14 protein-coding genes are annotated in these 19,835 nt (G+C 65.7%); 4 read left to right on the top strand and 10 right to left on the bottom strand.

From position 1 onward, the window contains the following. Nucleotides 1-5: 5 nt before the first annotated feature. A complete protein-coding gene (locus RO07_RS10990; protein ID WP_052267196.1) occupies nucleotides 6-944 on the bottom strand; it encodes a LysR family transcriptional regulator in 939 nt (312 codons plus the stop codon). A 154-nt stretch (nucleotides 945-1,098) separates the two neighbouring features. Between RO07_RS10990 and RO07_RS10985 the strand changes: the two genes are divergently transcribed. Next, nucleotides 1,099-2,115, top strand: a complete 1,017-nt coding sequence (locus tag RO07_RS10985; protein WP_039410670.1) for a zinc-binding alcohol dehydrogenase family protein — start codon at nucleotides 1,099-1,101, stop codon at nucleotides 2,113-2,115. Between the two features lie 196 nt (nucleotides 2,116-2,311). Here RO07_RS10985 and RO07_RS10980 read toward each other — a convergent pair whose 3' ends face one another. The 5 genes from RO07_RS10980 to hrpA form a co-directional block, all read right to left on the bottom strand. After that, complete coding sequence (locus RO07_RS10980; protein WP_039410669.1) at nucleotides 2,312-3,151, bottom strand: competence/damage-inducible protein A; 840 nt, start codon at nucleotides 3,149-3,151, stop codon at nucleotides 2,312-2,314. Nucleotides 3,152-3,256: 105 nt separating this feature from the next. After that, nucleotides 3,257-4,180: an EI24 domain-containing protein gene (locus RO07_RS10975; RefSeq protein WP_039410666.1), complete on the bottom strand. Its 924-nt coding sequence runs from the start codon at nucleotides 4,178-4,180 to the stop codon at nucleotides 3,257-3,259. Continuing rightward, nucleotides 4,177-5,214: a sterol desaturase family protein gene (locus tag RO07_RS10970; RefSeq protein WP_039410663.1), complete on the bottom strand. Its 1,038-nt coding sequence runs from the start codon at nucleotides 5,212-5,214 to the stop codon at nucleotides 4,177-4,179. The genes RO07_RS10975 and RO07_RS10970 overlap by 4 nt, the downstream gene beginning before the upstream one ends. Before the next feature lie 63 nt (nucleotides 5,215-5,277). Beyond that, a complete protein-coding gene (locus RO07_RS10965; protein WP_039410660.1) occupies nucleotides 5,278-6,282 on the bottom strand; it encodes a YVTN family beta-propeller repeat protein in 1,005 nt (334 codons plus the stop codon). 323 nt (nucleotides 6,283-6,605) lie between these two features. Continuing rightward, nucleotides 6,606-10,679: an ATP-dependent RNA helicase HrpA gene (gene hrpA / locus RO07_RS10960; RefSeq protein WP_084072561.1), complete on the bottom strand. Its 4,074-nt coding sequence runs from the start codon at nucleotides 10,677-10,679 to the stop codon at nucleotides 6,606-6,608. 44 nt (nucleotides 10,680-10,723) lie between these two features. On the opposite strand from hrpA, the gene argA reads away from it, so the two are divergent. Further along, complete coding sequence (argA, locus tag RO07_RS10955) at nucleotides 10,724-12,073, top strand: amino-acid N-acetyltransferase (protein WP_039410657.1); 1,350 nt, start codon at nucleotides 10,724-10,726, stop codon at nucleotides 12,071-12,073. Nucleotides 12,074-12,258: 185 nt separating this feature from the next. Continuing rightward, a complete protein-coding gene (locus tag RO07_RS10950) occupies nucleotides 12,259-12,534 on the top strand; it encodes an oxidative damage protection protein (RefSeq protein ID WP_039410655.1) in 276 nt (91 codons plus the stop codon). 233 nt (nucleotides 12,535-12,767) lie between these two features. Here RO07_RS10950 and RO07_RS10945 read toward each other — a convergent pair whose 3' ends face one another. Both RO07_RS10945 and rpiA read right to left on the bottom strand, forming a co-directional pair. Next, a complete protein-coding gene (locus RO07_RS10945) occupies nucleotides 12,768-13,835 on the bottom strand; it encodes a serine endopeptidase (protein WP_039415073.1) in 1,068 nt (355 codons plus the stop codon). Between the two features lie 15 nt (nucleotides 13,836-13,850). Further along, complete coding sequence (rpiA, locus tag RO07_RS10940; RefSeq protein ID WP_039410653.1) at nucleotides 13,851-14,543, bottom strand: ribose-5-phosphate isomerase RpiA; 693 nt, start codon at nucleotides 14,541-14,543, stop codon at nucleotides 13,851-13,853. 183 nt (nucleotides 14,544-14,726) lie between these two features. Here rpiA and tal point away from each other — a divergent pair, with 183 nt between their 5' ends. Beyond that, nucleotides 14,727-15,677, top strand: coding sequence for a transaldolase (tal, locus tag RO07_RS10935; RefSeq protein WP_039410651.1), 951 nt, complete (start codon nucleotides 14,727-14,729; stop codon nucleotides 15,675-15,677). Between the two features lie 223 nt (nucleotides 15,678-15,900). Here the strand turns inward: tal and rlmB are convergent, their stop codons facing one another. After that, on the bottom strand, nucleotides 15,901-16,677 hold the full coding sequence (gene rlmB / locus RO07_RS10930) for a 23S rRNA (guanosine(2251)-2'-O)-methyltransferase RlmB (protein WP_039410649.1): 777 nt from the start codon (nucleotides 16,675-16,677) through the stop codon (nucleotides 15,901-15,903). A 395-nt stretch (nucleotides 16,678-17,072) separates the two neighbouring features. Then, on the bottom strand, nucleotides 17,073-19,619 hold the full coding sequence (gene rnr / locus RO07_RS10925) for a ribonuclease R (protein ID WP_039410647.1): 2,547 nt from the start codon (nucleotides 19,617-19,619) through the stop codon (nucleotides 17,073-17,075). Between the last annotated feature and the right edge of the window lie 216 nt (nucleotides 19,620-19,835).

The raw sequence follows: 19,835 nt of genomic DNA, 5'->3' as shown, positions 1-19,835 counted from the left end.
CGGGCTCACCGTCCCGGCGCGGCCCCCTGCCCACCCTCCGCGTCCCCGGCATCCCAATACGGCACCGGGCCGAAACGCGCCTGCAGGAACTCGATCAACGCGTGCGTCTTCGGCGGCACAAACGCCCGACTCGGGTAGACGGCCCAGATCGCGACCTCCTCGGCCAGCGGGTACGCCGGCAGCACCGGCACCAGCTCCCCGCGCCGCAGGTGCGCGCCGACGTCCCAGGTCGACTTCAGCGCAATGCCGAGTCCGGCCAGCACGGCGTCGCGCAGCACCTCGCCGTTGTCCGACGCGAGCCGTCCGCTCACCCGCACGTTGAGCGCGCCGCCCGGTGTGACGAAACGCCAGTCGCGCCGCTCCCCCAGGATCAGGCAATCATGCGACGCGAGATCGCCCGGATGCTTCGGCACACCGCGTGTGGCCAGATAGGCGGGCGACGCGCATAGCGTGCGTCGGTTGGGGGCGAGCTTGCGCGCAACGAGCGACGAATCCCGCAACGCCCCCACGCGAATCGCCAGATCCACCCCCTCTTCGATCAGGTCGACGACCCGATCCGTGAGCCGGAAGTCGAGCGAGATGCCGGGGTACTGCGCCAGAAAGACGGGCAGTGCCGGTGAGACATGCTGACGCCCGAACGACGACGAGCACGACACGCGAAGGCGTCCCCGCGGTGCGGCATACCCCTGTCCCACACTCGCGAGCGCCTGGGCTTCGGCTGCGAGCAGGCCCTGTGCCTGCGACAGGAATTGCTCGCCTTCCTGCGTGAGCGCAACGCGACGCGTCGTCCGGTGCAACAGGCGCGCGCCGAGTGCGCTTTCCAGCTGCGCCAGACGCGTACTGGCGGTTGCCGGCGACAGTCCCCGCTCGCGCCCGGCGGCCGATACATTGCCCAGCGCCGCCACGCGGACGAACAATGCGACCGCATCGAGGTCCAATGCCATTTGATGGATATTCCAAAAAATATTTTCAGCATTATGCGGATTATCAAATCAATCGACCAGCCGTAATCTTTTCCCTATTCCATCGCGAGCATCGCGGGCATCGCCAGCGCCTTACCGCAACTGGCGACATCCCGTCATCAACAGGAGAAAATCGATGAAAGCCGTAGGATTGACCCGATATTTGCCCATCGACGACCCCATGTCGCTCGAAGACGTCGAACTGCCGACACCGACGCCGATCGGCCGCGACCTGCTGGTCAAGGTGGAGGCCATCTCCGTCAACCCCGTCGACACGAAGGTGCGCGCTCCGAAGGACAAAGTGGAGGACGCCCCGCGAGTGCTCGGCTGGGACGCGGCCGGAACCGTCGCCGCCGTCGGGCCGGACGTCACGCTGTTCCAGGTCGGCGACCCCGTCTACTACGCGGGCAGCATCACGCGTCCGGGTGCCAACAGCGAGTTCCATCTGGTGGATGAGCGCATCGTTGGCCACATGCCGACGTCGCTCGACTTCGTGAGCGCGGCCGCCCTGCCACTCACGACGATTACAGCATGGGAAGCCCTGTTCGATCGGCTTGGCATCGCCCCCGACGGTGCCGACGAAGGCAAGTCGATCCTGATTGTGGGAGGTGCGGGCGGAGTGGGCTCGATCGCGATCCAGCTTGCGAGACGTCTGGCGCGCCTGACGATCGTGGCCACGGCATCACGGCCGGAATCGAGCGACTGGTGCCGTCAGCTCGGCGCGCAGCACGTCGTCGATCACACACAGGACATCCCCGTGCAATTACAGGCGCTCGGGCTGCCGCAGGTCGACTACGTGCTGTGCCTGAACGACACGGACTCGCACTTCCCGGCCATGGCGCAGGTCGTCGCGCCGCAAGGCAAGATCTGCTCGATCGTGGAGAACGCCGGACCGTTGGAAATCGGCCTGCTCAAGAGCAAGAGCGCGACGTTCGTGTGGGAGTTCATGTTCACGCGCGCGATGTACGAGACGCCGGACATGATCGCGCAGCACAAGCTGCTCACCGAGGTGGCGCGCCTGGTCGACGCCGGTACGTTGCGCACGACCGTCGGCGAAGTCATTGGCCCGATCAACGCGGTGAACCTGCGACGTGCACATGCGCAGCTCGAAGGCGAACGCACCATCGGCAAACTCGTACTCGCCGGATTCTGATCGCCGCGTCGTCACGTTACGTGGCTCGAGTGCGTTGCGCGTGACGACGGTATCGCATGCATCGAACGTCTCGAAATGACAACGGCGCTTGCCCGTCAAAGGCAAGCGCCGCTTCTTGTATTGTCCAGATCAGACGGAAGTCGTCGCACCACGACCGTCGCGCAACCGCGCCCTGCGTGGCAGATGCGCGCCCGTTCTACTTCGCCACGTGCGCCGTCCCTTCCGGCACGGCCACGGCATCGGCCGGGTGAATGATTTCGCCGCCCAGCGTACTCACGCCGGCGAGCAGTCGCTCGAACGCCGCACCGACCAGCGCCGGATCGCCTTTCACTCCCAGATCGATATGACGCCGCGCATAAACCCCGCCGCGCTGCGCATCGCCCACGCTGGGCAGGCTGAACACCTTCACGCCCTCATACTCGGCCTCGATGGTTTCCATGAGCGGCGTGAGCGTCGATTCCGCCAGTCCGAAGACCAGCACCGAGCGTTCCGCGTGCTGCGTGAGGTGATGCAGGTCGGCGTAATACGTGTCCAGCACCCAGGCCATCATCGGCCACGCCATGACCGGAAAGCCTGGCATGAAGTGATGCCGTTCGACCGAGAAGCCCGGAATCTTGTTGTACGGATTGGGCAGAACGCGTGCGCCGACCGGAAACTCGCCCATCTTCAGACGGTGTCGGTTGTCGGGCTGACTCATGTCGGCGCGGCCGTCGGGGCTCGTATCGGCAATGCGCTCCATGATGAGCGCTTCGGCTTCCGGTGTGAGCACGAGCGGCACGTTGAGCGCCGCGGCCGCGCACTGGCGGGTGTGATCGTCGGGCGTCGCGCCGATGCCGCCGGTCACGAACACGATGTCGTCGCTCGCGAAGGTGCGGCGCAGCGTGGCGGTAATGCGCACCGGATCGTCTCCAACGTACTCCGCCCAGCCGAGTTGCATGCCTCGCTCGGTGAGCAGTTCGATGATCTTGGGCAGATGTTTGTCCTGGCGACGCCCGGAGAGGATTTCGTCGCCGATGATGATGATGCCGACCGCCATGATGCTTCCTTTATTTGTCGTCAGGGGGGACTGAGAGGGACTTCCCGGTTGCCGTCGCGCGGCGCGACCCGGCGCCCGGATCGCAATCCGACGATTGTGCCACTTTCACGACGACCCGTTCGGCGCCCCGTGCGGGCCCGGCGCGGGCGGCAGATCCTCGCTCTCGGACGACGGTACGCCAGTCCCCGGCAGGACGGTGGCGCCGAGCGTCGGCTCATGCCGGGCGGCCTTTTCCTCTTCGAGCCGCAACCGCGACAACGCCCGCAGACAGTAGTGCGCGAACCACAGGGCGGAGAACACGAAAATCACCACATAGAGCCAGATCGCGAGCAAAGCGATGACCGGGAACAGCACGATCATGATGACCGACGAGACCCAGAGCAGCGTCGGCAGCGACCCCAGAAGGCCCGTGGACACGCCGATCACGAGCAGCGGCAGACGGCGTTCGCGCACGATGCGGCGCCGCTCCTCCGGGCTGGCGTGATGGGCGAGCGCGTCGTAGGTCATCACGCGATACGTGAGCCAGCCCCACAGCAGCGGCGGAACGATGGCGAAGAACGGCGGCACGAGCCACAGCGGCAGCGTCAGCAGCGCGGCGATCAGGAAGACCACCGTCGCGCCGAGCGATTGCCCGAGACTGCCCCAGAACGAGCCGCCGCGACGGGCCTCGAGATGGATGAAGTGACGGCGCGACAGATGCCGCAGCACCGCGGGCATGGACCATCCCGCAATGAGCAGCAGCGCCGTGACGACGATCAGCGGCACGAGCAGCGCCACCAGAATGAAGGGCGCGAGCGCCATGCGCACGCTGTCCACGCCGAAGTAGTTGAAGAAGCGGTAGATCCACTGTGTGAACTCCCACTGCTCCAGCCAGACGCGCAGGAAATCGGTAAACGGCTCCCAGCCGAACCAGATCACGGCGCCCCAGACGAGGCCCGAAACGATGAAGGGCATGGCCGTGAGCCACAGCATGCGGGGGTGCAACAGGCTCACGAGCGCGCGGCCGAGCGCGCGAAGAATATCGTTCATGCGGATTCGGTACGGTCGGTGCGGGTCGCGGAATCGGAACCGGGGCCTGCGGCCCGGCGCGGGCGCAAGCTCGCCCACAGACGCCGCAGACCCAGCCATTGCTGAGCCCAGAAGCCCTCGCCATAGTCGGCCAGACGGCCCGCGGGCGGCGGGAGCTGGTCGCGAATGCCGGTGGCGACACCCGCGTGCGAGAAGTCGGCGGTGCCGAAAAGCATGTCCCACCACGGGAACAGCACGCCGAAGTTGCACCCACGATGGCGCCCCTCGTGCCCGACGCCAATCGCATGATGGCGCCGATGAAACGCCGGGCTCACGAGCAGCCGTTCGCCGAGCCAGCCGAAGCGCAGGCGCGTGTTCGTGTGCTGCAGGCTCTGCAGCCAGTCCGACACCGCCACGAGCAGCACGAATTGCACCGGACTCACCCCGATCGCGATGGCGATGACGGCAAAGAACGCCGCCCTGATCAGATCGTCGAGCAGATGGTTGCGGTTATCGGTCCACAGCGACATCTGCCGCTGGCTGTGATGCACGGCATGCAGCGCCCACCACCATCGAAACGTGTGGCTCCAGCGGTGATACCAGTAACCGGCGAAGTCGAGCACCAGCAGATAGATGAGAAAACTCGCGAGCGCGTGATCCGTCACGCCTGGCCACAGGTCTTCGAGATTCAGGTTGACGAAGCCGGCCAGCCGCAACCACGACTGGAGGCTGTCGAAGAGCGGACGGAACGCGAAGAAGAACACCAGATTGAAGAGCCCGAGCCGATGCACCAGCGTGTAGATCACGTCGACACGCACGGCGCGGCGCTCACGCCAGCGCTCGGCCGGCGCGAGCGCCTCGAGCGGGCGCAGCAGCACGAGCATCAGCACGATCTGGAGTACGCCGATCAGGAAGAACTGGACGGCGTCGAAGGCGTCGTCGGCAAGCGACATCAGCCCGGTGGCGTACAGCACGGGCTGTACGACGCGGGTATAGATCTCGGTCTGCGCCACCGAGAAAGCGGCGTAAGAACCGTCGACCAGCGAATCGAACATGTAACGGGGCCGGACGCCGTGGTGACGCCCGGTCAATAGCGCGCTTGCGGCAATGCCCTGATGTTACAGCACCGGCGCGCGGTCGTAGAAATAGATCCCGTGCGGGGAGCGCCCGACCGGAATGGTGTTGATCAGCTTGCGCGACGCCAGGTCGATGATGCCGACCTTGCGTGCCCAGCGGAACGTCACCCAGAGCGTCTTGCGATCGGCCGAGAGCTCCATGTCGTCCGGTCCGGGCAGCAGACCGGTGATATTGCCGACGTTGGTCAGCGCGTCCTGGTCGATGATGCTGATCGTGCTCGACACGCGGTTCGAGATCAGCACGTGCTTGCCGTCGGCGAGCGAGCGGAAGTTGTGCGCCCCCTTGCCCGTCGGGATGGTCTTCACCACCTTCTGGTTGCGCCAGTCGACCACGGCGGCATAGTCGGCGCCGGTCATGCCCACGAGCAGATACTTGTCGCCCGGCGTGAGCCACACGCCGGCCGGGCTGTCGCCCACCTTCATCTTCCAGAGCACCGTCTGCGTGGCCAGATCGATGGCGGCGACCTCGTTCGATTCCTGCAACGAGACGAACACGAGCCTGCTGTCCTGCGTGAAGACCAGGTGGCTCGGCATCTTCTTGAGCGCAATGCGCTTGGCGACGCTCAGGTTCTTGCCGTCGAAGCGGTACACGTCCACGCGATCCAGGCGCAGGCCGTTGGCCACGAACCATTTCTTGTCGGGCGAGAAGCCGATCTGGTACGGGTCCTCGATGTTTTCGACCTTGCGCTGGATCTGGCCGGTCTTCGGATCGAGGAATACGAGGTTGTTGCCCACCGAGTTCGCCACGATGAGCGACTGATTGTCGGGCGTAGCCATCAGGTGATGCGGCTCCTTGCCGACCGGAAACGTCTGAACGACCTTCTGCGTGGCCTTGTCGATCAGACTGACGCTCGCGTCGCCCGAATTGAGCACGACGACCACGCCGCCGGTCGCGGGCGCCGCGGGCGTCGTCGCAGCGGCCGGGCCGGCGAGCGCCGCAAGGCCGAAGGAAGCCGCCAGGCTGGCAGCGGTCAGAAGTTTGCGCATTGCAAAGTCTCTCGGGAGAAAGGTGAACTGAAGCCGTTGTCGGCAGATCGAGAGCGAAGCCCGGAATCCTCGACCGCCGCCCCTGCGTCGAGCTGCGGTCGGGATTGGGTTTCGCTTGCAAAAAGTCTCGCTATTGTAGGCTGTGAACGCCCTGCGAGCATGTCGCGGCACCGCCTTTTTTGATCAAGCGAAACACAATCGCGACACTTCCTGATGCAACGCAAACCGGCGCGCGAATTGCATGCAAAGATGGCACCCGGAAACGTTGGCCCGGCGGCTCCAGACGCCATCGCCCGCTTCGCACCTTCGCGAACCCTTCGCGGTCAACGCTGCAGCGCCTCCCAAACCTTGTGCAGGCGCTTGACCGACACCGGCATCGGCGTGCGCAGCTCCTGCGCGAAGAGCGAGACGCGCAGCTCTTCGAGCAGCCAGCGGAACTCGTCGAGACGCGCATCGCCATGGTCGCGCCGTTGCGACGTGGCACGCTGCCAGTTCTGCAGCAACGGCCCCAGCTCGCTCATGGCGCGCGCATCGCGTGCCGGATCGGCCTTGAGCTTGTCGATGCGCGTGGCCATCGCTTTCAGATAGCGAGGGAAATGCGCCAACTGGACATAAGGCGTGTCGATCAGGAAACGCTTGCCCACAAGCCGCGGCAGTTGCGCCGTCAGATCGGCGTAGGCCTGTGCGAACGGCTTCGCCTGTGCGAGCTTCTTCTGCAGCGTGGCGTACTCGGCGAGGATCTGGCCGGCCAGTCGCGCGATCTCCTGCGCAAGCAATGTGAGGCGCCCTCGCCCCTCGTCCTTGCGTGCGACGAACGACGCATTATCGCTCGGCCACGGCAGTTGAAGACACGCCCGCTCCAGCGCCAGATCGACGATCTGCGCGCGCAATTCCTCCTGCGTACCCAGATTCATGTACTGCATCGCCATCTGCTGCAGACCGGGGATATTCTTCTCCAGGTACTTCACCTGCTCGCGCAACTGGATCGCGAAGAGCTTGCGCAGCCCGGCGCGATGCTGACGCTGCGCCTCGTCTGGATCGTCGAACACTTCCAGGTCGCAGTGATCGCCGCGGTCGACGAGCGCCGGATAGCCGAACAGGGTCTGCCCACCCCGGCGAATCTCGAGCATCTCCGGCAACTCGCCGAAACTCCACGTCGTGAGGTTGTCGTAGCGGCCCGGCTCGACGGCCGCCGTCGGTGCGCCCGGTGGCGCCTTCTGTCCTTGCCCCTGCCCCTCCGCCTTGCTGCGCACCTGAGCGGCCTTCGCCTCGGGCGTGCGGATCTCGGCGGCAACGTTGCCGGTCGGCGTCGTCCCGCTTCTGGCGGCCAGCTCCTGGAAGGTCCGCTGCGCCTGCTGGCCAAGCTCGGCACGCAGTTGGGCGAGATTGCGGCCCATGCCGAGCTGACGCCCGTGCTCGTCGATCACCTTGAAGTTCATCGACAGATGCGCCGAGAGCATTTCGAGCTTGAAGTCGCTCGGCTTGAGCATGACGCCGGTCGCCTCGCGCGCGTCGGCGATGAGCGCATCGAGCAGCGCGCCCTGTCCGAATGTCGCCCGGTCGACGAAGCCGGCCGCATAGTCGGGCAGCGGCACGAAGTGGCGCCGCAGCTTCTGCGGCAGCGACTTCATCAGCAAGTGCACCTTCTCCTTGAGCATGCCCGGCACCAGCCATTCGCAACGCCGCGCGTCGACCTGATTGAGCGCGTACAGCGGCACCGCGAGCGTGACGCCGTCCCGCGGCGAGCCCGGCTCGAAATGGTAGGTGAGCGCCATTTCGATGCCGGCAATGGCCGTCTTCTTGGGGAACAGATCGGTGGTGACGCCGGCGGCCTCGTGACGCATCAGATCGTCGCGCTCGAGGTAAAGCAACCGGGGCGTACCCTTGGCGTTCTCGCGGTACCAGTGTTCGAAGCTCGCGCCGTCGTACAGATCGGCGGGCACATGAGCGTCGTAGTATGCGTAGATCAGCTCGTCGTCGACGAGCACGTCCTGGCGACGCGACTTGTGTTCGAGCTGTTCGATGTCGGCAATGAGCTTGCGGTTGTGCGCGTAAAACGGGAGTTTCGTCTCCCATTCGCCTTCCACCAGAGCACTGCGCAGGAAAATCTCTCGCGCGCGCCGCGGATCGCGCGGGCCGAAGTTCATGCGCCGGCGCGCATAGATCGTGAGCCCGTAGAGCGTGCCGCGCTCGTAGGCGACGACCTGCGCGGCCTTCTTCTCCCAATGCGCGTCCGACAGCGACGTCCTGACGAGATGCTTGCCGACGCGCTCGATCCATTCCGGCTCGATGCGGGCGATGCAGCGCGCATACAACCGGCTCGTCTCGACGAGCTCGCCCGCCATTACCCAGCGCCCGGCCTTCTTCACGAGCGAGGAGCCCGGCCAGATGTGGAACTTGATGCCGTGCGCGCCGAGGAAGTACGGCTCGTCGTCGGCCTTGCAGCCGATATTGCCCAGCAGACCCGCGAGCAGCGCCAGATGGATCTGTTCGTAGGTCGCCTCGGTTTCGCTGATGCGCCACCCCTGCTCGCGCACGACCGTCAGCAACTGGCTGTGGACGTCGCGCCACTCGCGCAGACGCAACTGCGAGAGGAAGTTGTCGCGGCACGCCTGCGCGAGCAGACGGTTCGACTTCTTGTGCGCGATCGCCTCTTCGAACCAGTGCCAGATCTTCAGCCACGAGAGGAATTCGCTGCGCTCGTCGGCGAACTTGCGATGGGCGTTGTCGGCGGCATCCTGCGCCTCGATGGGCCGGTCGCGAGGATCCTGCACCGCCAGCGCACTGGCGATGATCAGCACTTCGCGCAGCGACTGCTGATCGCGCGCGGCCAGGATCATGCGACCGACGCGCGGGTCGAGCGGCAGACGCGCCAGTTCACGGCCGAGCGGCGTGAGTTGATTGGTGTCGTCCACCGCGCCCAGTTCGTTCAGCAACTGGTAGCCGTCGGCAATGGCGCGGCCGGGCGGCGGCTCGATGAACGGGAATTCCTCGACCTTCGCGAGCCGCAACGACTGCATGCGTAGAATGACGGCGGCCAGCGACGAGCGCAGGATTTCCGGATCGGTGAAGCGCGCGCGCGACTGGAAATCCGCTTCGTCGTACAGGCGAATGCACACCCCGTCGGCCACCCGGCCGCATCGGCCGGCACGCTGGTTGGCCGCCGCCTGCGAAATCGGTTCGATCTGCAGCTGTTCGACCTTGTTGCGGTACGAGTAGCGTTTGACGCGCGCCGTACCCGCATCGACCACGTAGCGAATGCCTGGCACGGTAAGCGACGTTTCCGCCACGTTCGTCGCAAGCACGATGCGTCGGGCGTTCGAGGGCTTGAACACGCGCTCCTGCTCGGCGGCCGACAGACGCGCGTAGAGCGGGAGAATTTCGGTGTGCGGCGGATGGTGCTTGCGCAGCGACTCGGCGGCCTCGCGGATCTCGCGCTCGCCGGGCAGGAACACGAGCACGTCGCCCGAGCCTTCGCGGCAGAGTTCGTCGACGGCGTCGACGATGCCGTCCATCAGATCGCGCTCGCGATCCCGGGCGCTTGCACGGGCGCCCTCGCGCCCCTCGGCATTGGCAATGCGCGCATCGTCCTGAATCGGCCGGTAACGAACTTCCACCGGGTACAGGCGGCCGCTCACCTCGATGACCGGCGCCGGACGCAGGTCATCGCCCTCGCCGGTGCCGAAATGGCGGGCGAAGCGTTCGGCGTCGATGGTGGCCGACGTGATGATGATCTTCAGATCCGGCCGACACGGCAGCAACTGCTTGAGGTAGCCGAGCAGGAAGTCGATGTTCAGGCTGCGCTCGTGAGCCTCGTCGATGATGATCGTGTCGTACGCGCGCAACAGCGGATCGGTCTGCGTCTCGGCGAGCAAGATCCCGTCGGTCATCAGTTTGACGGAGGCGCCGTTCGAGAGCGTGTCGTTGAAGCGGACCTTGAAGCCGACGATCTCGCCCAGCGGCGTGTTCAGTTCTTCGGCGATGCGACGGGCGGTGGCCGAGGCCGCAATGCGGCGTGGCTGCGTGTGGCCGATCAGACCGGCGCCGCCCGCGCCGAGGCCACGGCCGAGCGCAAGGCATATCTTGGGGAGCTGCGTGGTCTTGCCGGAGCCGGTTTCGCCGCTCACGATCACGACCTGATGCCCGGCGATGGCCCGCGCGATCTCCTCGCGACGGCCGGACACCGGCAACGCTTCGGGGAAGGTGATCTCGGGCACGCGGTGGGCGGCGGCCTGCCGGGCGGCCAGCCGCTCGGCGTCGCGCGCGGCGCGCTCGGCCGACGTGAGGCGGCGTCCACCCTCGGGTGCGGCCCCCTTGGACGGGCCGCGCGTGTGCCCCGGCGCCGTCACTTTCGGCTTCGGGGGCTTCGATTGTCGATTTCGTTCATCACTTGCCATGGGCGCGCATTATATAATCTGCGCATGTTTGCGCACGTACACTCATGCTGACCGAACCCGACCCCGCCATACAAGACGAAGAAACCGCCCGCCAAGCCCAGTTCGTGGACTGGCTGCGCTCGGTTGCCCCCTACATCCATGCGTTTCGCGACAAGACGTTCGTGGTCGCCTTCGGCGGCGAGCTCGTCGCGGCCGGCGGGCTCGACTCCCTGATCCAGGACGTCGCCCTGCTGTGCGCCATGGGCATGCACATCGTGCTGGTGCATGGCTCGCGACCGCAGGTCGAGGAGCAGATGCGTCTGCGACATATCGAGTCGCATTTCGCTCAGCAATTACGCATCACCGACGCCGCAGCGCTCGAAGCGGTCAAGGAAGCGGCGGGCGAGCTGCGCCTGGACATCGAGGCGTCGATCAGCCAGGGGCTGCCGAACACGCCGATGGGCAACGCACGCATCAGCGTGGTGTCGGGCAACTTCGTCACCGGCCGGCCGGTCGGGATCGTCGATGGCGTCGATTTCCAGCACACGGGCGTGGTTCGCAAGGTCGACGCCGAGTCGATTCGCCTCTCGCTCGCCAACGGCAAGATCGTGCTGCTCTCCCCGCTCGGTTTCTCGCCGACGGGGCAGTCGTTCAACCTGACGATGGAAGACGTGGCGTCGTCGGCCGCCATTGCACTGCGCGCCGACAAGCTGATCTTCATCACCGAGACGCCCGGCGTTCTGAACGAATACAACGAGTTGCAGCGCGAGCTCACGCTCGAGGATGCCCAGCGCATGCAGGCGCAGGGCACACTCGATCGCGACTCGGCGTTCTATCTGAAGTACGCCACCCGCGCCTGCCGCGCTGGGGTGGCCCGCGCCCACATCGTGCCCTTCGCGCTCGACGGCAGCATGCTGCTCGAACTGTTTTCGCACGACGGCGTGGGCACCATGATCTCGTACGAGAACCTCGAGAGTCTGCGCGAAGCCACCATCGACGACGTCGGCGGCATTCTGCAGCTCATCGAACCGCTCGAAGCCGACGGCACGCTGGTGCGCCGCGGCCGCCATCAGCTCGAACGCGACATCGACCACTTCTCGGTCATCGAGCACGACGGACGCCTGTTCGGCTGCGCCGCGCTCTATCCCTACCCCGCGGAGCGCATCGGCGAAATGGCCTGCCTCACGGTCGACCCCGAAGCTCAAGGATCGGGCGACGGCGAACGGTTGCTCAAGCACATCGAGCAACGGGCGCGCGCCCGCGGACTGGAACGCCTGTTCGTGCTCACCACACGCACGGAACACTGGTTCCTCAAGCGAGGCTTCGTCAAGGCCGGCGTGGACGATCTGCCCGCCGACCGCCGCCGCCTCTATAACTGGCAGCGCCGCTCGCTGGTGCTGATCAAGAAGCTGTAACGATGAACAGGCCGGCCGCGCGCGCACTCGATGCCATGCGCCTCTTGTGTTGCGCGCCCCTGCCCCCATATCCCGCTATCGGCGACTAGACGGATCGACCGCCCGGGCCACGCCCCCCAGACCCGATAACGCGACAACCCACTTTTGTTGCCTCCCGGCACACCACGATTACGAAGGAGTTCCCCATGGCCCGCATGGTTCAATGCGTCAAACTCGGCAAAGAAGCCGAAGGTCTCGATTTCCCGCCGATGCCCGGCGAACTCGGCAAACGCCTCTGGGAAAGCGTCTCCAAGGAAGCCTGGGCCGGCTGGCTCAAGCAGCAAACCATGCTCATCAACGAGAACCGCCTGAACATGGCCGACCCACGCGCACGCCAGTACCTCGTCAAGCAAACCGAAAAGTACTTCTTCGGCGAAGGCGCCGACGTCGCGCAAGGGTATGTGCCGCCAGCTTCGGAATGAGCTGACGTCGGGCATCGTCTCGTTCCCCAGTTCCCCAAACCCGAAAACCTCCCCCCGGACGGATCGCCCCCCCTTTCCTCCACTCAGACATAAACCCAACTCGCGGCGAAAAGGGGCGCCGATCCGTCCCCGCACACGCACTCAGTGCCTCCCGCCAAAAGCAAAAGGCTGAGCTCCCATCTCTCGGGCTCAGCCTTTTTTCATCTGCTGTCGACCGCTTGTGGCGGCGTCCGCTACGCGGCGGTCACTGAACCGCCTGCGCCACTGCCCGTCGAGCGTGCCCCACAGTGATGACAGAAGTGCGCAAACGCATTCTTGCGCGTCGTGCACGTCCCACAGCGATCGAAAAGACAGATGCCACAGTGCACACAGAAGTCGCGGTCGGCGTCGTCGAGCTTCACCGGACGCTCACAACCCGGACACACCGACTTCGCCAAACGCGCCTGCGCCAGATCGTACGACAATGTCTTGCGGCGCTCTTCGTCCGGCAACTGCTCTTCCGCCTTCTGACGCGCCAGATACCGTTGCAACGAAACGATCGCATAACGTCCGATCAGCACGGTCAGCACGATCCCCACGAGATAACGCACATAGCCGCCATAGTCCGGCAGATACGGCACCAGCTCGACGAAGAACGCGAACAGCGCAAAAAAGATGAAGCCCCAGACGAACGGCCACCACGTACTCTTGCGCTGACGCACGAACAACCAGCCCGCCACCACCAACAACGGCAATGTCAACGCCAGACGAATGCCGAAAACCTTGAGCTCCTGCGAGTGCTGGACCGCCGCCAGTTGCTCGCCCGCCGCTGTGTTGAGCGCATCACGCGCACTCCGGGCGGATTGAACGCCACGCTGCGCTTCGAGTTGCCTGGCTTCCAGTCCATCAACCTGCGTCTGCGCGTCGCGTTCCGCCGCCTTGAGCACGTCGAGCGCGCGCGTGCGCGATACGAGCTCCGCATCCTGACTGGCCTGCGCCGTCGCCGTGCGCGTCGCCACCCAGTCGTTGAAGGACTCGCGCGCATCGCGATACGCCGTACTGCGCGCCTTGAGCTGGAGACGCGCCGTCTCCAGCTTGCTCTGCACATCTTCCAACTGCGTCTGCGCCTGCTTGATGGCGGCATCCGCTCGCTGCGCCTGCGCCGGATCCACGAAGGACTCGAGCGTAGGTGCCGGGGCCACGCCCGGCAGTTGATCGACGACTAGGCCGCCGAGGCCGACCAGAAACGCCGCGAACAACACGGCGATCAGCCACAAACCTCGACGGAACCAGGTTTCGGGAAGACGACGCGATCCAGCCATCCAGCCCTCCTCCAATCAGTTTTTGTAGTCGATGGTACGCACACCTTCCGGCGTACCCATGAGCGTGAGGTCCGCGCCACGCTGCGCGAACAGGCCAACCGTCACCACGCCAGGGATCTGGTTGACCTGCGTTTCGAACGCCACCGGGTCGAGGATCTGCAGACCGTGGACGTCGAGGATGGCACAACCGTTGTCGGTCACGTACGGGCTGCCGTCGGCACGCACACGCGCCTGCGGCTTGCCGCCAAGCGCGGTGAGCGCACGGGCGACGCTCGCCTGCGCCATCGGGATGACCTCCACGGGCAGCGGGAAGACGCCAAGCACGGCGACTTCCTTGGAAGCGTCGACCACGCAGACAAACGCCTTTGCCACGGAAGCCACGATCTTCTCACGCGTGAGCGCCCCGCCGCCGCCCTTGACCATGTGGCCAAGCGCGTTGATTTCATCAGCGCCGTCCACGTAGACGGGCAGGCTTTCGATCTGGTTGAGGTCGAAGACTTCGATGCCATGCTTGCGCAGGCGCTCGGTGCTCGCTTCGGAGCTGGAGACGGCGCCGCGATAGCGGCCCTTGTGGGCGGCGAGCGCGTCGATGAAACAGTTGGCGGTCGATCCGGTGCCCACGCCGATCACGCTGCCCTCGGGCACGTGTTGGTTCACATAGTCGGCAGCTGCCTGGCCGACCAGGCGTTTGAGTTCGTCCTGGGTCATGGGGAATTCCGGCAAAGTTTGGTAAAGTCGGAAGTTTACCGGAGTCGGGCGCGGCGCGCCGTATTTCGTCGCCCCGCACGCCATCGACGCACCGTCTCCCGCCGTCCCGCGCCGCGCACGTCCGGGCTCTCCGGATGCGGCGGGCATCATGTCACGCAATGCACTTGTCGCAAGGCCGCTCTCATGAATCTGCTCGACCAGCTCAAACGCCATACGATCGTCGTCGCCGATACCGGTGACTTTCAGGCGATGGACGCCTACAAGCCGCAGGACGCCACCACGAATCCCTCCCTGATCCTCGGCGCGGTACAGAAGGACGCCTATCGGCCAATCCTCACGCGCGTGGTCGGCGAGCATCGCGCCGAGTCCACCGACGAGATCATCGATCGACTGCTGATCGCCTTCGGACGTGAAATTCTCGACATCGTGCCCGGGCGCGTGTCGACGGAAGTCGATGCACGTCTGTCGTTCGACACCGCCGGCACCGTCGCCCGCGCACGCAAGCTCATCGCGATGTACGAAGCGGAAGGCATCGAGCGCGACCGGGTCCTGATCAAGATCGCCTCGACGTGGGAAGGTATCCGGGCAGCCGAAATCCTCGAGCGCGACGGTATCCGCTGCAACATGACGCTGCTCTTCTCGCTGGTGCAGGCGGCTGCATGCGCCGAGGCGGGCGCGCGACTGATCTCGCCATTCGTCGGTCGCATCTACGACTGGTTCAAGAAGTCGGCGGGCGCGAGCTGGGATGAAGCGGCGAATGCCGGCACGAACGATCCGGGCGTACGCTCGGTCTCGGCCATCTACCGCTATTACAAGCACTTCGGCCACGACACGGAAGTGATGGGCGCCAGCTTCCGTTCCACGGGGCAGATCCTGGCGCTGGCCGGCTGCGACCTGCTCACGATCAGTCCGGCGCTGCTCGAACAGCTGCGCACCACCGAAGGCGAAGTCAAACGCGAGCTCGATGTGAAGGAAGCCCGCTCGGCCACGATCGAGCGCGTGAAAACGGACGAGCCGTCGTTCCGCTTCCAGCTCAACGACGACGCGATGGCCACCGAGAAGCTCGCCGAAGGTATTCGCGCATTCGCCGCCGATGCGATCAAGCTCGAAGCGCTGATCGACGCAGCGCGATAAGTACGCCAGCCACTGAAAGCGTCGCATCGAAAGGCGGCGCACGCGGAGAAGGCAGGAGTCCGCAATCAGCCTGTCGCGAACGGGGTGCGCATGCGATGCGCGCCTGCCGGTGCCGCGATACGTTGTCTCTTGCGCGGATGCATCGGCGGTGACGCGCCGCCGATGCCGCCGATGCCGCTGCGGACGCCGCGAGTGCAGTGGCTTCGGGCGCTCGTTCCGGCGCTTACTTCTTCACGGCTTTGGTGGCGACGCCACGTTGGCGCACGGCTTCGTACAGGCACACGGCGCTGGCCACCGAGACGTTCAGGCTCTCGCAGCCACCGGCCATCGGAATGCTCATCAGCGAATCGCAGTTCTCGCGCACGAGGCGGCGTATGCCCTCGCCTTCCGCACCCATGACGATGGCCATCGGCCCCGTCAGTTCGGTGCCGTAGATGTCGGCCGGCGCATCGTCGGACGTGCCGACCACCCAAATGCCGCGATCCTTGAGCTCCCGCAGCGTGCGCGACAGGTTTGTCACCATGATGTACGGCACGGTCTCGGCGGCGCCGCTGGCCACCTTGGCCGCCGTGGCGTTCAGGCCGACGGCGCGATCCTTCGGGGCAATGACGGCATGCGCCCCCGCCCCGTCCGCCACGCGCAGGCACGCGCCGAGGTTATGCGGATCGGTCACGCCATCGAGCACCAGCAACAGCGGCGGCCCGGAAATTCCGTCGAGCAGTTCGTCCAGATTGAGCGCGAGCGACACTTCCTGTGCGCGCGCGACAACGCCCTGATGACGCGACGATCCCGCCATGCCATCCAGACGTTTGCCGTCGGCCTGAATCACCTTGATCTTGACGCCTGGCGCGCCCTCGACCGATTCCACATGCTTGAGGAAGTCCGTCATGCGGCGATCGCGGCGGCTCGGATCGTAGTAGATTTCCTCGATGCTGCCGGCATCGTGGCGAAGACGTGCCGTCACGGCATGAAAGCCGAACAGCAATTTCAATTGACTCATTTCACTTCCTCAAAATAGCGTGTGTGCCGGCGCCCCGGAGGCTTGGACCGCACAAAGCACGGCGGCGGCGGTGCCCGGTAGGGGCAACCGCCGCCGCATAAAACTCGCGGGCGCCAAATGCCGGCTGTCACCGGCACAAGGCGCCCATCTTACTGCAAACGCTGCACTGTGCGACTCAGGACTCGCCATGCCACTTACGGCCGGCGCTTCCGGCACAGGACGGCGCTCAACTTTCGGTTCGACGCTTGCGCCCTGCCCCCCCCCGCCGTCCGGCGTGCTCCGATGCAACGCCGCGTCGCGATCCCGGCACCGCGGCTTCGTTCGGCGACGCGCCTGCGGCCGATCTCCGGCATGCAGGCCGCCGCTCCGCGAGGGACCGAGGGCGATGCGCCGGGTCAGCGGCGCGACTTCTTCGCCGGGCCTCCCGGATGCTTCGCCGGGGCCTTGCCGCCGCTTCGCTTGGCCGGTGCTGCACCGCGCTCGGCGCGAGCCGCTTTCACCTTGGCCGACTTCGGCTTGGCGGGACGCTTGCCCACCGGCGCCGGTTGCACGCCGTTGAGCAAAGCGCCGCCCTTGGGCAGTTGGCGAATGCTGGGCCCGGCGCTGGCCGTACCGGCAACGCCGGGCGTGCCGGCGGCGGGCGCCGGCACCGGTGCTCCGCCACGCTCGGTGCGTCCCGACGTCTTCGCGAGCGATCGGGCGTTCGGCTCCCGCACGAGGCGGAAATCGATCTTGCGGGCGTCGAGATCCACGCGGCTGACCTGCACGCGAACGCGGTCGGTGAGACGGTAACGGATGCCGGTGCGCTCGCCGCGCAGCTCGTGGCGCACTTCGTCGAACTGAAAGTAGTCGCTGCCCAGTTCCGTGACGTGCACGAGGCCTTCGATGAACAGGTCGTCGAGTTGCACGAAGATGCCGAACGAGGTGACGGCGCTGACCGTGCCGCCGTATTCCTCGCCGAGCTTGTCGCGCATGAAGTAGCACTTGAGCCAGGCTTCCACGTCACGCGAGGCTTCGTCGGCGCGGCGTTCGTTCGCGGAGCAATGCAGGCCGAGCTCTTCCCAGATGGCGTCGCGCTTCTTCGCCGAAGCCGTCTTCTTGCCTTTCGCGGCTTCATCGTCCTTCTGGAGCTTGCGCGCGTGGGGCGAGAGGCCGGTCGTCATTTCGACGCCCTCCGGAACGACGGGCTCGTACTTCTTCCCGGCGAGCACCGCCTTGATCGCGCGGTGCGTGAGCAGGTCCGGGTAACGTCGAATCGGGCTGGTGAAGTGGGTATACGCAGGGTACGCGAGACCGAAGTGGCCGATATTGTCCGGACTGTAGACGGCTTGCTGCATGGAGCGCAGCAGCATGGTCTGCAGCATTGGCGCGTCGGGGCGCGACTCGATCTGCGTCATCAGTTCCGCGTAGTCGGACGTGGCAGGCTCGTCGCCGCCGCCCAGCGTGAGGCCGAGCGTCTTGAGGAACGTGCGCAGGATCTGGAGGCGTTCGCCCGACGGGCCGGCGTGAATGCGATAGAGCCCCGGTTGTTTGTGACGCTTGAGGAAGTCGGCGGCACACACGTTGGCCGTCAGCATGCACTCCTCGATGAGGCGGTGGGCGTCGTTGCGGGTGCGCGGCAGGATCTGTTCGATCTTGCCTTGAGCGTTGCAGACGATGTACGTCTCGGTCGAGTCGAATTCGATGGCCCCGCGCGACTTGCGCGCCTTGGCTAGCACCTTGTAGAGATCGTAGAGGTTCTGCAGGTGCGGCAGCAATGCGGCGCGGCGCTGGGCTTCGGCGCCTTTGGTGTTGCCGAGGACGGCGGCCACTTCCGTATAGGTGAGGCGAGCGGCCGAGTGGATGACGGCCGGGTAGAACTGATAGGCCTTCACGTCGCCGTTGAGGGCCACGAGCGCATCGCATACGAGCACGCAGCGGTCGACGTCCGGGTTGAGCGAGCACAGGCCGTTCGAGAGCTTCTCCGGGAGCATCGGGATGACGCGGCGCGGGAAGTACACGGAGGTGCTGCGCGTGAGGGCGTCGGCGTCGAGCGGCCCGCCTGGGGTGACGTAGTGCGAGACGTCGGCGATGGCGACGATCAGGCGGTAGCCGTTCGTGCGGCCGATTTTGGCGGGTTCGCAGTAGACGGCGTCGTCGAAGTCGCGAGCGTCTTCGCCGTCGATCGTGACGAGCGGGACGTCGCGCAGGTCGATGCGATGGCGCAGATCCGGGGCGCGGACTTCATCGGGCAGTGCACCGGCGGCGGCGAGGGCTTCGGCGGAGAACTGATGCGGCACGCCGTACTTGCGCACGGCGATTTCGATTTCCATGCCGGGGTCGTCGATATCGCCGAGCACTTCCGAGACGCGGCCGATGGGTTGGCTGTAGCGGCTGGGGTAGTCGGTGAGTTCGACGGAGACGACCTGCCCGACCTTGGCTTTGCCTTGGGCGCGGGGCGGGATGAGGATGTCGTGGCCGATGCGTTTGTCTTCGGGGGCGACGACCATGACGCCGTTCTCGTTGAGGAGTCGGCCGATGACGTGGGTATTGGCGCGGCTGACGACTTCGACGATATGGCCTTCGGGGCGGCCGCGGCGATCGTAGCCGGCGATGCGCAGGAGGACGCGGTCGTTGTGCATGACCTTCTTCATTTCCTCGTTGGGGAGGAAGAGGTCATCGCCGTCGTCGTCGCGCACGGCGAAGCCGTAGCCGTCGCGGTGGCCGATGACGCGGCCTGCGATGAAGTTCGACGGGTGGGTCAGTTGGTAATAACCGCGGCGGTCGAGTCGGATTTGATCGTCGCGTTCCATGGCGGCGAGGCGTTTGAAGAAGCCTTCGCGTTCCTGCTTCTTGATGGCCAGGGATTCGGCGATATCGTTGGCGGACAGCGCGGAGTTTGCGGTGCGCAGGACACCGAGGATCTCTTCGCGACTCGGGATCGGGTAAGGATATTTGCTCAAAGGTCGGTAGCGTTGCTGTGCCGGTTGAGTCCGGCCGAGTGGCGCACCATGCGCCCGACGGTCCGTGGTGTTGCGTGGCCTACGAATATGAGGCGACGCGAACAGGGACAATCATACGGCAAACCTCGCGAAATCTGCCACCTGTGCGGATTTTGAGCGTGGGGGTGGAGGGGGATGACGGAAACAAAATATTTTTCGTCCAAAGTGTTGACAGTC

The organism is Pandoraea pulmonicola, from assembly GCF_000815105.2.
GTDB classification, from domain to species: Bacteria; Pseudomonadota; Gammaproteobacteria; order Burkholderiales; family Burkholderiaceae; genus Pandoraea; species Pandoraea pulmonicola.
This window is presented reverse-complemented; position numbering and strand designations above follow the sequence as displayed.

What these genes read in the sequence shown, in the direction of transcription:
- RO07_RS10990 (WP_052267196.1), bottom strand. Translation starts at nt 944, where the DNA reads ATGGCATTGGACCTCGATGCGGTCGCATTGTTCGTCCGCGTGGCGGCG.
- RO07_RS10985 (WP_039410670.1), top strand. Translation starts at nt 1,099, where the DNA reads ATGAAAGCCGTAGGATTGACCCGATATTTGCCCATCGACGACCCCATG.
- RO07_RS10980 (WP_039410669.1), bottom strand. Translation starts at nt 3,151, where the DNA reads ATGGCGGTCGGCATCATCATCATCGGCGACGAAATCCTCTCCGGGCGT.
- RO07_RS10975 (WP_039410666.1), bottom strand. Translation starts at nt 4,180, where the DNA reads ATGAACGATATTCTTCGCGCGCTCGGCCGCGCGCTCGTGAGCCTGTTG.
- RO07_RS10970 (WP_039410663.1), bottom strand. Translation starts at nt 5,214, where the DNA reads ATGTTCGATTCGCTGGTCGACGGTTCTTACGCCGCTTTCTCGGTGGCG.
- RO07_RS10965 (WP_039410660.1), bottom strand. Translation starts at nt 6,282, where the DNA reads ATGCGCAAACTTCTGACCGCTGCCAGCCTGGCGGCTTCCTTCGGCCTT.
- hrpA (WP_084072561.1), bottom strand. Translation starts at nt 10,679, where the DNA reads ATGGCAAGTGATGAACGAAATCGACAATCGAAGCCCCCGAAGCCGAAA.
- argA (WP_039410657.1), top strand. Translation starts at nt 10,724, where the DNA reads ATGCTGACCGAACCCGACCCCGCCATACAAGACGAAGAAACCGCCCGC.
- RO07_RS10950 (WP_039410655.1), top strand. Translation starts at nt 12,259, where the DNA reads ATGGCCCGCATGGTTCAATGCGTCAAACTCGGCAAAGAAGCCGAAGGT.
- RO07_RS10945 (WP_039415073.1), bottom strand. Translation starts at nt 13,835, where the DNA reads ATGGCTGGATCGCGTCGTCTTCCCGAAACCTGGTTCCGTCGAGGTTTG.
- rpiA (WP_039410653.1), bottom strand. Translation starts at nt 14,543, where the DNA reads ATGACCCAGGACGAACTCAAACGCCTGGTCGGCCAGGCAGCTGCCGAC.
- tal (WP_039410651.1), top strand. Translation starts at nt 14,727, where the DNA reads ATGAATCTGCTCGACCAGCTCAAACGCCATACGATCGTCGTCGCCGAT.
- rlmB (WP_039410649.1), bottom strand. Translation starts at nt 16,677, where the DNA reads ATGAGTCAATTGAAATTGCTGTTCGGCTTTCATGCCGTGACGGCACGT.